At 71.6% G+C, this 12147-nt stretch carries 12 protein-coding genes; 3 read left to right on the top strand and 9 right to left on the bottom strand.

Annotation, left to right across the window (positions count from 1 at the left end; genetic code table 11):
* Positions 1-58 precede the first annotated feature (58 nt).
* Both OHB01_RS17365 and OHB01_RS17360 read right to left on the bottom strand, forming a co-directional pair.
* Positions 59-1306, bottom strand: a complete 1248-nt coding sequence (locus OHB01_RS17365; RefSeq protein WP_142646373.1) for an RNA polymerase sigma factor — start codon at positions 1304-1306, stop codon at positions 59-61.
* On the bottom strand, positions 1290-1658 hold the full coding sequence (locus tag OHB01_RS17360; RefSeq protein ID WP_142646735.1) for a YciI family protein: 369 nt from the start codon (positions 1656-1658) through the stop codon (positions 1290-1292). The genes OHB01_RS17365 and OHB01_RS17360 overlap by 17 nt, the downstream gene beginning before the upstream one ends.
* A 149-nt stretch (positions 1659-1807) precedes the next feature.
* Between OHB01_RS17360 and OHB01_RS17355 the strand changes: the two genes are divergently transcribed.
* Positions 1808-2557 (top strand): acetoacetate decarboxylase family protein, encoded by a 750-nt coding sequence (locus tag OHB01_RS17355; protein ID WP_328855658.1) that lies wholly within the window; start codon positions 1808-1810, stop codon positions 2555-2557.
* Between the two features lie 10 nt (positions 2558-2567).
* Here OHB01_RS17355 and OHB01_RS17350 read toward each other — a convergent pair whose 3' ends face one another.
* Positions 2568-3533, bottom strand: a complete 966-nt coding sequence (locus OHB01_RS17350) for an ion transporter (protein ID WP_328855657.1) — start codon at positions 3531-3533, stop codon at positions 2568-2570.
* A 176-nt stretch (positions 3534-3709) separates the two neighbouring features.
* Between OHB01_RS17350 and OHB01_RS17345 the strand changes: the two genes are divergently transcribed.
* A complete protein-coding gene (locus OHB01_RS17345; protein WP_328855656.1) occupies positions 3710-4588 on the top strand; it encodes a GNAT family N-acetyltransferase in 879 nt (292 codons plus the stop codon).
* 79 nt (positions 4589-4667) lie between these two features.
* Here OHB01_RS17345 and OHB01_RS17340 read toward each other — a convergent pair whose 3' ends face one another.
* The 6 genes from OHB01_RS17340 to OHB01_RS17315 form a co-directional block, all read right to left on the bottom strand.
* Complete coding sequence (locus tag OHB01_RS17340) at positions 4668-5549, bottom strand: glycosyltransferase family 2 protein (protein ID WP_328855655.1); 882 nt, start codon at positions 5547-5549, stop codon at positions 4668-4670.
* A 180-nt stretch (positions 5550-5729) separates the two neighbouring features.
* Positions 5730-6488: a CDP-alcohol phosphatidyltransferase family protein gene (locus OHB01_RS17335; RefSeq protein ID WP_142646381.1), complete on the bottom strand. Its 759-nt coding sequence runs from the start codon at positions 6486-6488 to the stop codon at positions 5730-5732.
* Positions 6466-7506, bottom strand: coding sequence for an iron-containing alcohol dehydrogenase family protein (locus OHB01_RS17330; protein ID WP_168065758.1), 1041 nt, complete (start codon positions 7504-7506; stop codon positions 6466-6468). Before OHB01_RS17330 ends, OHB01_RS17335 begins: the two co-directional genes overlap by 23 nt.
* A 44-nt stretch (positions 7507-7550) precedes the next feature.
* Positions 7551-8282: a sugar phosphate nucleotidyltransferase gene (locus OHB01_RS17325; RefSeq protein WP_142622796.1), complete on the bottom strand. Its 732-nt coding sequence runs from the start codon at positions 8280-8282 to the stop codon at positions 7551-7553.
* A gap of 93 nt (positions 8283-8375) precedes the next feature.
* Positions 8376-9041 carry a DUF5941 domain-containing protein gene (locus OHB01_RS17320; RefSeq protein ID WP_142646385.1) on the bottom strand — a complete coding sequence of 222 codons (666 nt, stop codon included), beginning with the start codon at positions 9039-9041 and terminating at the stop codon, positions 8376-8378.
* A complete protein-coding gene (locus OHB01_RS17315) occupies positions 9038-10546 on the bottom strand; it encodes a CDP-alcohol phosphatidyltransferase family protein (RefSeq protein WP_328855654.1) in 1509 nt (502 codons plus the stop codon). The genes OHB01_RS17320 and OHB01_RS17315 overlap by 4 nt, the downstream gene beginning before the upstream one ends.
* A 168-nt stretch (positions 10547-10714) precedes the next feature.
* Here OHB01_RS17315 and OHB01_RS17310 point away from each other — a divergent pair, with 168 nt between their 5' ends.
* Complete coding sequence (locus tag OHB01_RS17310) at positions 10715-12121, top strand: bifunctional cytidylyltransferase/SDR family oxidoreductase (protein ID WP_185948938.1); 1407 nt, start codon at positions 10715-10717, stop codon at positions 12119-12121.
* Positions 12122-12147: the final 26 nt, after the last annotated feature.

Raw genomic sequence — 12147 nt, 5'->3', positions numbered from 1 at the left:
CTTGCGATCGGCTGCCCGGCATGGAGGACGACCACCGCCGCGTGCTCGCCGTCCTGCTCTACCTCGGCAGTTCCCGCACCTGCCGCAGGCGCCGGTCGAGGAACGCCCGCTCGGAGGCGTTCCGCGTGCGTGTGATCGCCGCCTCGTACGCCCGCGCGGCCTCCCCGGCCCGGCCGAGCCGCCGCAGCAGGTCGGCCCTGACGGCGTGGAACAGGTGGTAGCCGTCCAGGTCGAGATCGTCCACGAGGGCGAGCGCGGCCTGCGGCCCGTCCACCTCGGCCACCGCGACGGCGCGGTTGAGGGCGACGACCGGGTTGGGGGCGAGGGCGAGCAGGTGGTCGTACAGGCTCAGGATCTGCCGCCAGTCCGTGGCGGCGGCGACCGGCGCGTCGGCGTGGACGGCGTTGATCGCCGCCTGGATCTGGTAGTGCCCCGGCCTGCCGCGCCGCAGGCACGCCCGCACGATGCCCTGGCCCTCGGAGACGAGCGCGTGGTCCCACCGGCCGCGATCCTGCTCCGGCAGCGGCACCAGGTCGCCGGCCGGGGTGGTGCGGGCGTCGCGGCGGGCGTGGACGAGCAGCATGAGCGCGAGCAGCCCCATGACCTCCGGCTCGTCGGGCATCAGCGCGGCCAGCAGGCGGCCGAGCCTGATGGCCTCCGCGCACAGGTCCTCGCGGGCCAGCCGGTCGCCCGCGCTCGCCGTGTGCCCTTCGTTGAAGATCAGATAGACGACGGCGAGCACTGCCCGGAGGCGGTCGGGCAGGTCGGCCTCGCGCGGGACGCGGTACGGGATCCCCGCGTCGCGGATCTTGGCCTTCGCCCGCACCAGCCGCTGGGCCATGGTCGGCTCGGGGACCAGGAACGCCCGCGCGATCTCGGCCGTGGTGAGGCCGCCGAGCAGGCGCAGCGTCAGCGCGACCCGGGCGGCCGGGGCGAGCGCGGGATGGCAGCAGGTGAAGATCAGGCGGAGCCGGTCGTCGTGCACGGGACCCTCCTCGTCGGCCGGTTCGCCGCCCGCGTCGCCCGGGGCGTGCAGCAGGGCCGCCCACGCCTGCTTGTCCGCACGCCGGGACTCCCGCCGGTGGCGGTCGATCACCCGGTTGCGGGCGGTCGTGATGATCCAGCCGGCCGGGCTGGGCGGCGGCCCGTCGCGCGGCCAGCGCCGCACCGCCTCGGCGAACGCGTCCTGCACCGCCTCCTCCGCGACGTCGATGTCGCCGAAGTGGCGGACCAGGACCGCGACGGCCCGGCCGTACTCCTCGCGGAACACCCGCTCGATGTCGAGGTCCCTATCGCCGGTCGTCATCGCCCTCCACGATGCCCGCGAACGGGCGCACCTCGACCGGGAGCGTGGTCGCACGGGCGAGCCTGCGTCCCCATTCGAGCGCCGCGTCGAGGTCGGGCGCCTTGATGATCGTCAGCCCGCCGACGTGCTCCTTGCCCTCGGCGTACGGGCCGTCGGTGACGAGCTCCTCACCATCGCGCACCCGCACCACCGTCGCCGTGCCCGGATCGTGCAGCCCGCCGGAGAAGACCCATGCCCCCGCGGCGCGCAGATCCTCGTTGAGGACCGCCAGATCCCGCATGATCGGCTCCAGGACCTCCGGCGGGGGCGCGTCGCCGTCGGGCTGCTGGATGCTGAGCAGATAGTGCCTCATGGCCTCGTCCACCTCCTCGGTGAGGCCCGCCTGATGCGGGCCCGTTCACCTTCTACACGACCGGCCACCCCCCGAATCGACACCAGGACTGGCACAACCTTGCCGCCGTACGGCTGTCGCCCGGCCGCCCGGCTTGCTGTACTGGGAGCATGGCAAGCCATCTCGTCCAGGGTCGCAGGGTCGAGACGCCGGTGGAGGTCCGCGACGCGTCGGTCTGCGTCGCCGCCTACCTCGTGCGGGCCGACGCGGCCCGCGCGGTCCTCGCGTACTCCAGGATGGACGTCACCGAGGTCCTGCCGGGCAAGGCCCTGTGCTCGCTGGTGTTCGTCCGCTACCACGACTCCGATCTCGGCTCCTACAACGAGTTCGGGGTCACCTTCCTCGTACGGCCGGACGGCTCGGGCCCGCCGCCGAGGCCCGGGCTCCTGGCCGGGCTGAAGGACCTGCGCGGGGCGGGATCGGGCACCTTCGTCCACTGGCTGCCGGTCGACCAGGCGTTCACGCTGGAGGCCGGACGGGCCATCTGGGGCTTCCCCAAGGAGCTGGCCGACGTGGACCTGCGGCTCCGCTCGCCGTACAAGCGGTGCCTGCTGCGCAGGGACGGCCGGATGGTCGTCGACCTGCTGCTCAGGCCCGGCATCGCGGCGACGCCCGTGCCCCTGCTCGGCGAGGCCCTGCCCGTGCCGGACGCCTACGCCCACCTGGACGGGGTCACCCGCCGCATCCCCTGGACGGCCCGGGCCCGGGGGGTGCGCTGGCGGCCGGGCGGCGCGCTCATCCGCCTGGGCAACCACCCCATCGCCAAGGAGCTGAGCGAGCTCGGCCTGCCCCGGCGGGCCCTGATGACGGCCACCGCCGAGCACGTGTCGATGACCTTCCAGGAGCCCGGACCGGCGTGACGCCCCCAGGTCACTCGCCCTGACGCCGGCCGTCCGCCTCGGCCTGTGCCCCCTTGGTCTGTGCCCCCTCGGTCCGTGCCCCCTCGGTCCGTCCCCCCTCTGCTTGGGGCGCCTCGCCGTGTGACGGCTGATGATCGCAGGAGCGCCGGTCCCGGGCGGCGGCGTCCGCGAGCGCCGGCAGCTGGGCCGCCAGCCGGTCGACCTTCTCGTTCAACGCCCTGATCTCGTTCATGACCGCGATGTGCTGCTGCAGCTCCAGCTCCTGGTCATCCTTCCAGCGCTGGGCGTTCACCTCCGCCTCCATCGCGGAGACGATCACACCGATGAGCAGGTTGAGCACGAAGAACGCCGTGATCACGATGAACGTGGCGAAGAAGATCCACGCGAGCGGCTCCTTCGTCATCACGTCCTCGGCCACCTCCGGCCAGCCCTCGACCGTGAGCACCGTGAACATCGTGAACAGCGACCGCCCGAGGTCGCCGAAGTAGCGCGGGGCCACTTCGTGGAAGAGCTGCTCACCGATCACGGACGCCGTGTAGAGCGACAGCAGCAGGAGGACCACGGCGGAGGCCAGCCCCGGCAGCGCCGCGAACAGCGCCGAGACGACCCGCCGCATGCCCGGCACGACGGAGATCAGCCGCAGGACCCGCAGGAACCGGAAGAGCCGCAGGATCGACACCGACTCCGAGGCCGGCACGAGGGCCATCCCGACGATGACCAGGTCGAACCAGTTCCACGGGTCGCGGAAGAACGCCTTTCCGTGTACGGCGATCCGCAGGATGATCTCGACGACGAAAACGGCGAGGATGGCCCGGTCGATCACGAGGAAGGCCGTGGCGTATCGGTCGGCCAGCTCGTGCGAGGTCTCCAGCCCGAGCGAGAGACCGTTCAGCGCGATGACGGCGATGACCGCACGTTGGAAGACCGGAGAGTCGATGAAGACACGGAGCCGCTCGCGCTGGAAGGGCAATCCCACACTCCAAGATCAGACAGCGTGACCGCCCGAAATCCTACAGTTTGCCCCTGACCTCCGTTCCCAGGGAGGGTCGGTAGCGCCATGCACCCTGCTTTGATCGACTTTGTGCGGTGCCGTGCTCCGGGCATAGAGGCCGGGGGCGCTACCGTCGGAGAGCAGTCGAGGGAAAGGTGGCCATGAAGCCCGCAGACCCGTCCGTTCCGCCCGTCCGCCGTCTTGGTCTCGCGGACGTGCCGCACTGCCTCGACCTGGCGCAGGACCGCTCCTGGCCGAGGGAGGAGCGCAAGTGGCGGCTCCTGCTGGAGAACGGCGAGGGCTTCGGCATCGACGCCCCGGACGGCCGCGGGCTGGCGGGAACGGCCGTCCTCACCCGGTATGGCACGACGGCCGCCGCGGTCGGCATGATGCTGGTGGCCTCCCGCTATGGCGGGCGAGGGCTGGGACGCCGTCTCCTGGAGCACGTCCTGGCGGAGGCCGGCGACGCGACCGTGTTCCTGTGCGCGACGGAGTATGGCAGGCCACTGTACGAGAAGCTGGGCTTCGAGACGGTCGGCGTGGTCGAGGCCCGGGTCGGCCGCTTCCACGCCGGCGACGGCCCGTACGGCGAGGCGGACCCCGGCCGGAACGCGACCCGGCTCGCCGAGCCCGGGCGGGACCTGGCCGCGCTGTGCGCCCTGGACGTCGAGGTCTTCGGGGCCGACCGATCGCGCCTGCTGGCCCGCCTGTTCGCCTTCGCCGAGCAGGTCAGGGTCGCCGAGCGGGACGGTGAGATCACCGGCTACGGGGCGGCCTGGCGGAGCGGCGACCGATTGTTCGTCGGGCCGGTCGTCGCGGAGGACGACGCGACCGTCCGGGCCCTGGTCACCGGCCTGGCCCGGGGCGCGGACGTCCGGATCAGGCTCGACCTCCACCGCCGTCACGAAGAGCTGGTCTCGTGGTTCGACGGGCACGGCCTGGCGCGGTCCTCCACGACGTCCTTCATGGTCCACGGCGGCCGGCCGCTCCCCGGCGACCGGTCCCGTCTCGTCGCCTCGTTCATGTCGGCGCTCGGCTGAGCGCAAGAGGCCGGGCGCGAGAGGCCGCGCGCGAGAGGCCGGGCGCCGGGACGTTGAGGACCCGGCCGCTCGTCCGGATCTAGACGATGGGCGGGCGGCCGAGCCGCAGCATGCGCCAGGCGGTGCGCCAGGCCATGGGACGGCGCTCGCCCGCCGGCTCGCGCAGCCCCTCGAAGAAGCCGCGGAACCACGCCTTGATCGCGGGCATCGAGCGCTCGCGTAGGAGTGTGAGCACGACCCAGTTGAGCAGGTAGAACATCGCCAGCGGCCACGGCAGGTTGCGCCGGGCCAGCCAGACTCGGTTGCGGGCGTTCAGCCGGTAGAAGTCCGTGTGCCGCGACGGCAGCACCAGCGGGTGGTACATGACCGGCTCGGCGTCGTATTCGATGCGGTAGCCCTCGCCCAGCAGGCGCCAGGCGAGGTCGGTCTCCTCGTGGGCGTAGAAGAACTTCTCCGGCAACCCACCGACTTGGAGGAACGCCGACTTGCGGATCGCGCAGGCGCCGCCGAGGAAGGTCGTCACCGGCGACGACCGCTCGGGGTCGCCGGCCCGCAGGCGGGGCACGTGCCTACGCTGCACCAAGCCGCCCTCGGGGTCCATCACCCGGAAGCTGATCACGGCGAGGTCGGGCTCGTGCGTGAACCGCTCGCGGACGTGCGCGGCGACCTTGGAGTTGGCATACCAGCCGTCGTCGTCCAGGAACAGGACGATGTCACCCGAGCACTCCTGCACGCCGCGGTTGCGCCCCTCGGGGATGCCCGCGTTGCGCTCCAGCCGTACGGTCTTGATCGTCGCGGCGGTGCCGGGCAGCGGCCGGGCGGTCAGCTGCGGGACGTCCGCGCCGTTGCCGACGATGACCACCTCGATGTCGCCGTCGGTCTGGGTGAGCGCGGACTCCACCGCCCGGTCGAGCTCGGCGATCCTGTTGCCCATGGTGAGGATGACACAGGAGATTTTCACCGCGTCACTGCCTCGACATGGGGCGCACTACACACGACTTCATGATCACCGAGTCTGTATGGCCGGGCAATCCGGAATCTGCCTGGTTTACCTTCGGACAAGGGTATCGGAACTGACACCAAACCCCTACCCAACCGTGAATGTACGGCCTGACAGCACGCCACGCGGGACTCGACGCGCTCATGAGAGCCGCCGGGAGGCGAGGATGCTGACCAGGTGCAGCACGAGCTGGACCACCGCGATGATCACGCAGGCGACCACGAGGATGCGGGTGGCGGAGAACCAGTTGTCGAGCACCGCCGCGACCACGACGATCAGCGACAGTTCGACGGCCTGGATCACCCGGTGGAACCGCAGCGCCGCCGCGGCCCTGCGGGCCAGCGCGAGCCGGGGCGAGGTGAACTGCTGCGCCGCCGCCTCGGTGGTCGCCACCAGGCCCGACCGGGCGCGGGCGACGTCGACCAGGTCGGTCTCCGACTTGATCAGGATCGCGCCGAGCGCCGCCGCCACGCCCATCACCGTGTACCAGTCGGGCAGGGTCTCCGACGCCCGGAAGCCCAGCCCGATCAGCAGGGCCGCCTCGGCGAAGTAGTGCCCGACCCGGTCGAGGTAGACCCCGGTGATCGAGGTGCGGCCGGTCCAGCGGGCCAGTTCCCCGTCCGAGCAGTCGAGCAGCAGGTAGACCTGGATGAGCAGGGCCGCGCCCAGTGCCGCCCAGAAGCCCGGGATGGCGAGCACGGCGCCCGACGCCACCCCGCACAGGATCATCAGGCCGGTGACCTGGTTGGGCGAGATGGGGGTCTTGGCCAGCAGCCAGGTGGCGTAGATGGACAGGCGCCGCATGTACAGCAGGCCGGCCCAGTGCTCGCCGCTGCGGCGGTCCATGGTGGTCTGCGGCTGGGCGACCGCGCGAAGCTCAGCGACCGACGGCGCGGACATAGTCCTCAACTCTCCCCCGGACCTCGTGCTCCGACAGCCGGAGGTGCTCAAGGATGGTGTAGCGGCCGGGCCGCGTGCTCGGGGCGAGCATCACTGCCTCGGTGAACTGTTCGTGCGTCAGGCCGACGTCGCCGGGGGCGACGGGCAGGTTGTGCTGCCGCAGGCAGCCGACGACCTGGCCGAGCCGGTGGGAGTCCTCCCGGAGGAAGAAGCAGAAGGCCGCGCCGATCCCGGCCAGCTCGCCGTGGTTGGCGGTCCCAGGGAAAAGCTGGTCCACGGCATGCATGATCTCATGATCTCCGCCGCTCGCCGGACGGCTTGACCCGGCGATGACCATCGACATGCCCGACATGATCAGCGCCTCGGCCAGCACGGTCAGGAACGCGTCCGACTCGATGGAGTCCGCCCGGCCCAGCACCGCCTCGGCCGCCGTACGGGCCATGGAGATCGCCACCCCGTCGACGGGCTCGCCGCGCTCGGTCCGGCCGAGCTGCCAGTCCTCGATCGCCGACAGGTTGCTCACCACGTCGCCGACACCGGCTCGTACGAGGGACTGCGGCGCGTCGTGCACGAAGTCGAGGTCCACCATGATCGCCAGCGGCATCGGCACGCCGAACGACGGCTTGCCCCCGTCGTGGACGAGGGAGGCCACCGGCGAGCAGATGCCGTCGTGCGAGAGGTTGGTCGCCACCGCGACCATCGGGATCCCGGCCAGCGAGGCGGCATACTTCGTGGCGTCGATCGTCTTGCCACCGCCGATCCCGACGACGGCCTCGAACGCTCCCTTGCGCAGGTCCGCGCCGAGTGCGATGGCGGCGTCGACCGTGCCGTCGGCGACCCGGAAGACCTTGGCGTCACCGAGCGAGGGCGCGATGACCTCGGTGATCCGGTCCCCCTGGTTCGGGCCGACCGCGACCGCCACCTGCCCGGACGTGGCCACCCGGCTGTCGGCCAGCAGGGTCCCGAGCTGCGCGATCGCGCCCCGCCGCACCTCCATCGAGAGGGGAGCGGGAAGCATCCTTGCCAGAATCGGCATGCGAACTCCTCACAAGACCGCGGAAATCAGTAACGGCACGCGATCTCACGGGCTTTCGCGAGGTCGTCGTGGTTGTCCACCTCGACCCACTCGACCTTGCCGATCGGGGCGACGGCGATCTTCTCGCCGCGCTCGACCATCTCCTGGTAGCCGTCCTCGTAATAGAGCTGCGGGTCGCGCTCGAACGTGGCCTTCAGCGCGTCGGCGAGCCGCTCGGCCGCGCCCGGCCGGATGAGCGTGGCGCCGATGTACTCGCCGTACGCGTCGGCCGGGTCCATGAGCTTGGTGATCCGCTTCAGCCGGCCGTCCTCCAGGGTCACCTTCATCTCCTCGTCCGCCAGCGACTTCACGTCGTCGACGGCGAGCAGGATGTCGGAGGTGTTCTCTGCGGCCAGCAGGGTCCGCTCCACCGACACCGGGTGGACGGTGTCGCCGTTGACCAGCAGCGCGCCCTGGGAGAAGTAGTCGCGGGCGCACCACAGCGAATAGGCGTTGTTCCACTCCTCGGCCTTGTCATTGTGGACAAGCGTGAGCTTCACCCCGTGGCGCCGCTCCAGGTCGGCCTGCCGTTCCCGTACGGCCTGGGCCTGGTAGCCGACGATCACCACGACCTCGCGGAGGTCCACGGCCGCCAGGTTGCGCAGAGCGATGTCGAGGATCGTGGTCTCACCGTCGACCGGCACCAGCGCCTTCGGCAGCGTGTCGGTGTACGGCCGCAGGCGACGTCCGGCCCCGGCGGCCAGCACCATTCCGAGCAATTTCCCGCACTCCTTGAGGTCGAGCGTCAGACAGTAACCCCAAAGGTTAGTTGGCTCGGCACCCCGATTGGGTAATCCACCGTTGGTCTGACGTTAATCCTGGGCCGCCGGTTCCACCGCCTCGTCGGGAGTGCGGGGTGCGGCGAGCCAGCAGGTCACGCTCTCCCAGGCGAACAGGCACCACAGGTAGAGCGCCAGCAGGACGAACACGACGGGCACCAGGCCGAGCAGGCCGCCCAGGGCGACGACCAGCATCCGGCCGTCCCAGCCGAGCCCCGCCGTCGCCAGCCACGGCGGCGGATACACGTGCTGGCGCAGCCGATAGACCGTGTCGTAGTGATGGAATGCCAGCGCGCCGAGCAGCGCGACGATGATCACCGGCGGCACGGAGCGGGCGAATCCGGCCGAGGCGATGAAGCCATACTCGGTCAGCCGCAGGATCGGGGGCGCCAGCCAGTCGAGCCGACCGTCGTGCCGGTGGGCGCTGCCCGCCCCGGCCAGCAGCAGCGCCACCGCCGGGGCGAAGACCGCGAAGTCGTCGGCCCCGGCGATGCCGAGCACGAGCAGCACGGCGGTCACGAAGGCCCCCGCGATCGCGGGCGGCAGCGGCGGGAGCTGCCCGGCCACGAGCAGCCCCATCGCCTTCGACAGCGGGCCGTCGTCACGGTTGGCCACCACGACGCTGCGCGGCACCGGCGTCATGTGCACGGAGATCGCGCCCCGCGTCTTCCCGCCCGCCTCCCGGGGCCGACGGCTCATGCGAACGACCTCGCCATCCGCCCGGCGGCCGTGTAGGCGAGGGCCACCGCGCCCCAGCCAAGCAGCGCGAGGAACGTCACCCGCGCGTCGAACAGCGCGGCCGTCACCGAGATCAGCGCCATGCGCTCCCCAATCGGCAGGACGATCATCTTCTTCGCCCAGTAGGCCACGCCCCGCGCGCCGCTCAGCGCGTCGAGCCGCCGCGACAGCGCCAGCACCGATCCGGTGCCCTTCGCGGCGGCCGCGGCGGGCGCCTCGTCCCAGGGCACCGCCATCGAACGCGGGGCCGCCGCCCGCAGCCCGGCCGCCCTGGCCCGGTCGGCCACCGCGCCCGCGTAGGAGAAGTCGACCATGTGGCGGACCGTCTGGAGGATCATCGTGCCCACCGCCAGGGCCCAGATCTCCCACGGCTCCCGGGACGCCGACACGTATCCGGCCGCGAGGCCGACGTACACCAGGTATTCCTTGAACCGGTCGCTGATCGCGTCGAGCCAGCTCCCGAGCGGGGAGAAGCGGCGCGTGTATCGGGCGAGCTGCCCGTCCAGACAGTCGAGCACGAACGACAGGTAGAGCGCGACGGCGCCGACGACGAGCCCCGCCCTGCCGCCGTCGGAGAACCAGATCGCGGCGATGGCGGCGAAGGCGACCGAGATGCCGGTGACCGTGTTCGGAGTCAGGCCGAGACGGGCGGCCGGGCGGATGAGGTGACGCGACCACGAGCTGACGCAGAAGGTGGTGAAGAAGCCGTCGCCGCTCTTCACCGCGGCGTCGAGCCGGGCCTGCGCCTCGTCGACGTCGGCAAGCTCGCGCACCGCGCGCTCGGCGGCCGGGCGTGTGCCGGCCCGCCCGCAGTGCAGGGTGTTCAGCGTGACGGCGTGCACCTGCACGCCCGCCCGCACCAGGCCCGTGAGCAGCAGCTCCGGGACCTCGCCGTCGCCGACCCGCCCGAGGTGGCGGCGCTGGGCCAGGTCGGCCAGGTCCTCGGCGATGTCGGCCAGCCCGGCCAGGTGGGCCTCGCCGACCTGGAGGACGCCGCGGAAGGTGCCGTTGGCCCACTCGACCTCGTGGAAGGACGTGCCCGCCGACACGACGCGGCCCCACTCGGTCCGTACGGGCGGACGCAGCGGGGCCGGGTCGCCACTGGCGACGAGCGCGCCGGTCGGGCGCGCGGGATGTTCGAGCAGCAGCGACAGCGCCTCGGTGTGCGCGACCAGGTCGGCGGCCAGCACGGCGACCGGGGAGGTCGAGGCGCGGGCCGTCTTGGCCACGATCCGCAGGTCCTCGGCGAGCCCGTCGCTGACGCAGATCTGGTGGCGTGGGCCGCCCTCGGCGCTCTTCTCCCACTCTCCGGCCTGGGCGTCCTGGCTCCGGACCACGACCAGCACCTCGCGGACCGGCAGCGTGAGGAGCTGGGCGATGAGCCGCTCCAGGAGGCTGCCCTCGGATCGGGCGCCGTCCGACCAGGGCAGCCCGGCGGCCGGCGAGGTCGCGAGGACGACCGCCACCGTTTCTGTGTCCCGTGACGTACCGGGCTTGCTCGGATCCGCCCCCATATGAAACCCGTTTCACGTTGACCGCACGTGCTCACCTCGCAAAGTAACCGAGTGATCACAAGGTGGCAATCACCTTCTCCGGCTTCCGGCACGGGTATGGTCTCCTCCGGGGAGGACAACATGATCGCCGAATCGCGTCTGCGCAGGGTGGGGGTGGTGCTGGCCGGCGGCGTCGGTCAGCGCGTGGGCCTCAACACCCCGAAACAGCTTCTGAAGATCGCCGGGAAGACGATCCTGGAGCACACCCTCGACGTGTTCGACGGCCACCCGGAGATCGACGAGGTCGTCGTCCTGATGGCTCCCGGCTTCGTCGCCGAGGCCGAGGAGATCGTCAGGAGGAACGGTTACACCAAGGTCGGCCGGGTGCTCGAAGGCGGTGCGAGCCGCACCGAGACGACCTGGCGGGCGCTGTGCGCGCTGGGCGAGCAGGAGTGCGACGTGCTGCTGCACGACGCCGTACGGCCGCTGATCGAGCCCCGCATCATCAGCGAGTGCGTGGCGGCCCTCGAACGCTACGAGGCGGTCGAGGTGGCGATCCCCTCTTCCGACACGATCGTGGTGGCCGCCCCAGGCCCGCGCGGCGACATCATCCGCGACATCCCCGACCGCTCCCGGCTGCGCCGGGGGCAGACCCCGCAGTGCTTCCGCCTGTCGGTGATCCGGGCGGCGTACGAGCGGGCCCTGGCCGACCCCGAGTTCCCCTCGCTGCCCACGACGGACGACTGCGGCGTCGTGCTGCGCTACCTGCCCGACGTGCCGATCTACATCGTGCCCGGCAGCGAGCACAACATGAAGGTCACCCATCCGGTCGACGTCTTCATCGCCGACAAGCTCTTCCAGCTCGCCGAGAACACCGCACCCGCGCTGGACGAGGACGCGTACCGGGCCGGGCTCGAAGGCCGCACGCTCGTGGTCTTCGGCGGCAGCTACGGCATCGGCGCGGACATCGTCGCGCTGGCCAAGGGCTACGGCGCGAGCGTCCACTCGTTCTCCCGCAGCCAGAACGGCGTGCGCGTCGAGGACGTCGCCGCCGTGGAGGACGCGCTCGCCCGCGTGTACGCCGAGACCGGCCGGATCGACTACGTCGTCAACACGGCGGGCGTGCTGCACATGGGCAAGCTCGGCGAGTCCGGGCAGCACACGATCGAGGAGACCATCGGGATCAACTACCTCGGACCGGTCAACATCGCCCGCGCCTCCGTGAAATACCTGATGGAGACCCGCGGTCACCTGCTGCTCTACACGTCCTCGTCCTACACCCGCGGCCGGGCCGACTACAGCCTCTACTCCTCGACGAAGGCCGCCGTCGTCAACCTCACCCAGGCGCTCGCCGACGAGTGGGCCTGCCAGGGTGTCCGCGTCAACTGCGTCAACCCCGAGCGCACCGCCACCCCCATGCGGCTGCGCGCGTTCGGCGACGAACCCGCCGGAACGCTTCTCTCCCCCGCCGCCGTCGCCCGCACCAGCATCGACGTGCTGCTGTCCCGCCTCACGGGACAGGTCGTGGACGTACGGCTCAACCGATGAACACAACCATCAACGGAGGGACGGGC

The organism is Microbispora hainanensis, from assembly GCF_036186745.1.
GTDB lineage: Bacteria > Actinomycetota > Actinomycetes > Streptosporangiales > Streptosporangiaceae > Microbispora.
Note: the sequence above shows the minus strand (reverse complement) of the source record. Positions and strands in the feature narration are given on the sequence as shown.

Coding starts and splice junctions, on each gene's coding strand:
- OHB01_RS17365 (WP_142646373.1), bottom strand. CDS start 1,306: ATGACGACCGGCGATAGGGACCTCGACATCGAGCGGGTGTTCCGCGAG.
- OHB01_RS17360 (WP_142646735.1), bottom strand. CDS start 1,658: ATGAGGCACTATCTGCTCAGCATCCAGCAGCCCGACGGCGACGCGCCC.
- OHB01_RS17355 (WP_328855658.1), top strand. CDS start 1,808: ATGGCAAGCCATCTCGTCCAGGGTCGCAGGGTCGAGACGCCGGTGGAG.
- OHB01_RS17345 (WP_328855656.1), top strand. CDS start 3,710: ATGAAGCCCGCAGACCCGTCCGTTCCGCCCGTCCGCCGTCTTGGTCTC.
- OHB01_RS17335 (WP_142646381.1), bottom strand. CDS start 6,488: ATGTCCGCGCCGTCGGTCGCTGAGCTTCGCGCGGTCGCCCAGCCGCAG.
- OHB01_RS17330 (WP_168065758.1), bottom strand. CDS start 7,506: ATGCTTCCCGCTCCCCTCTCGATGGAGGTGCGGCGGGGCGCGATCGCG.
- OHB01_RS17320 (WP_142646385.1), bottom strand. CDS start 9,041: ATGAGCCGTCGGCCCCGGGAGGCGGGCGGGAAGACGCGGGGCGCGATC.
- OHB01_RS17310 (WP_185948938.1), top strand. CDS start 10,715: ATGATCGCCGAATCGCGTCTGCGCAGGGTGGGGGTGGTGCTGGCCGGC.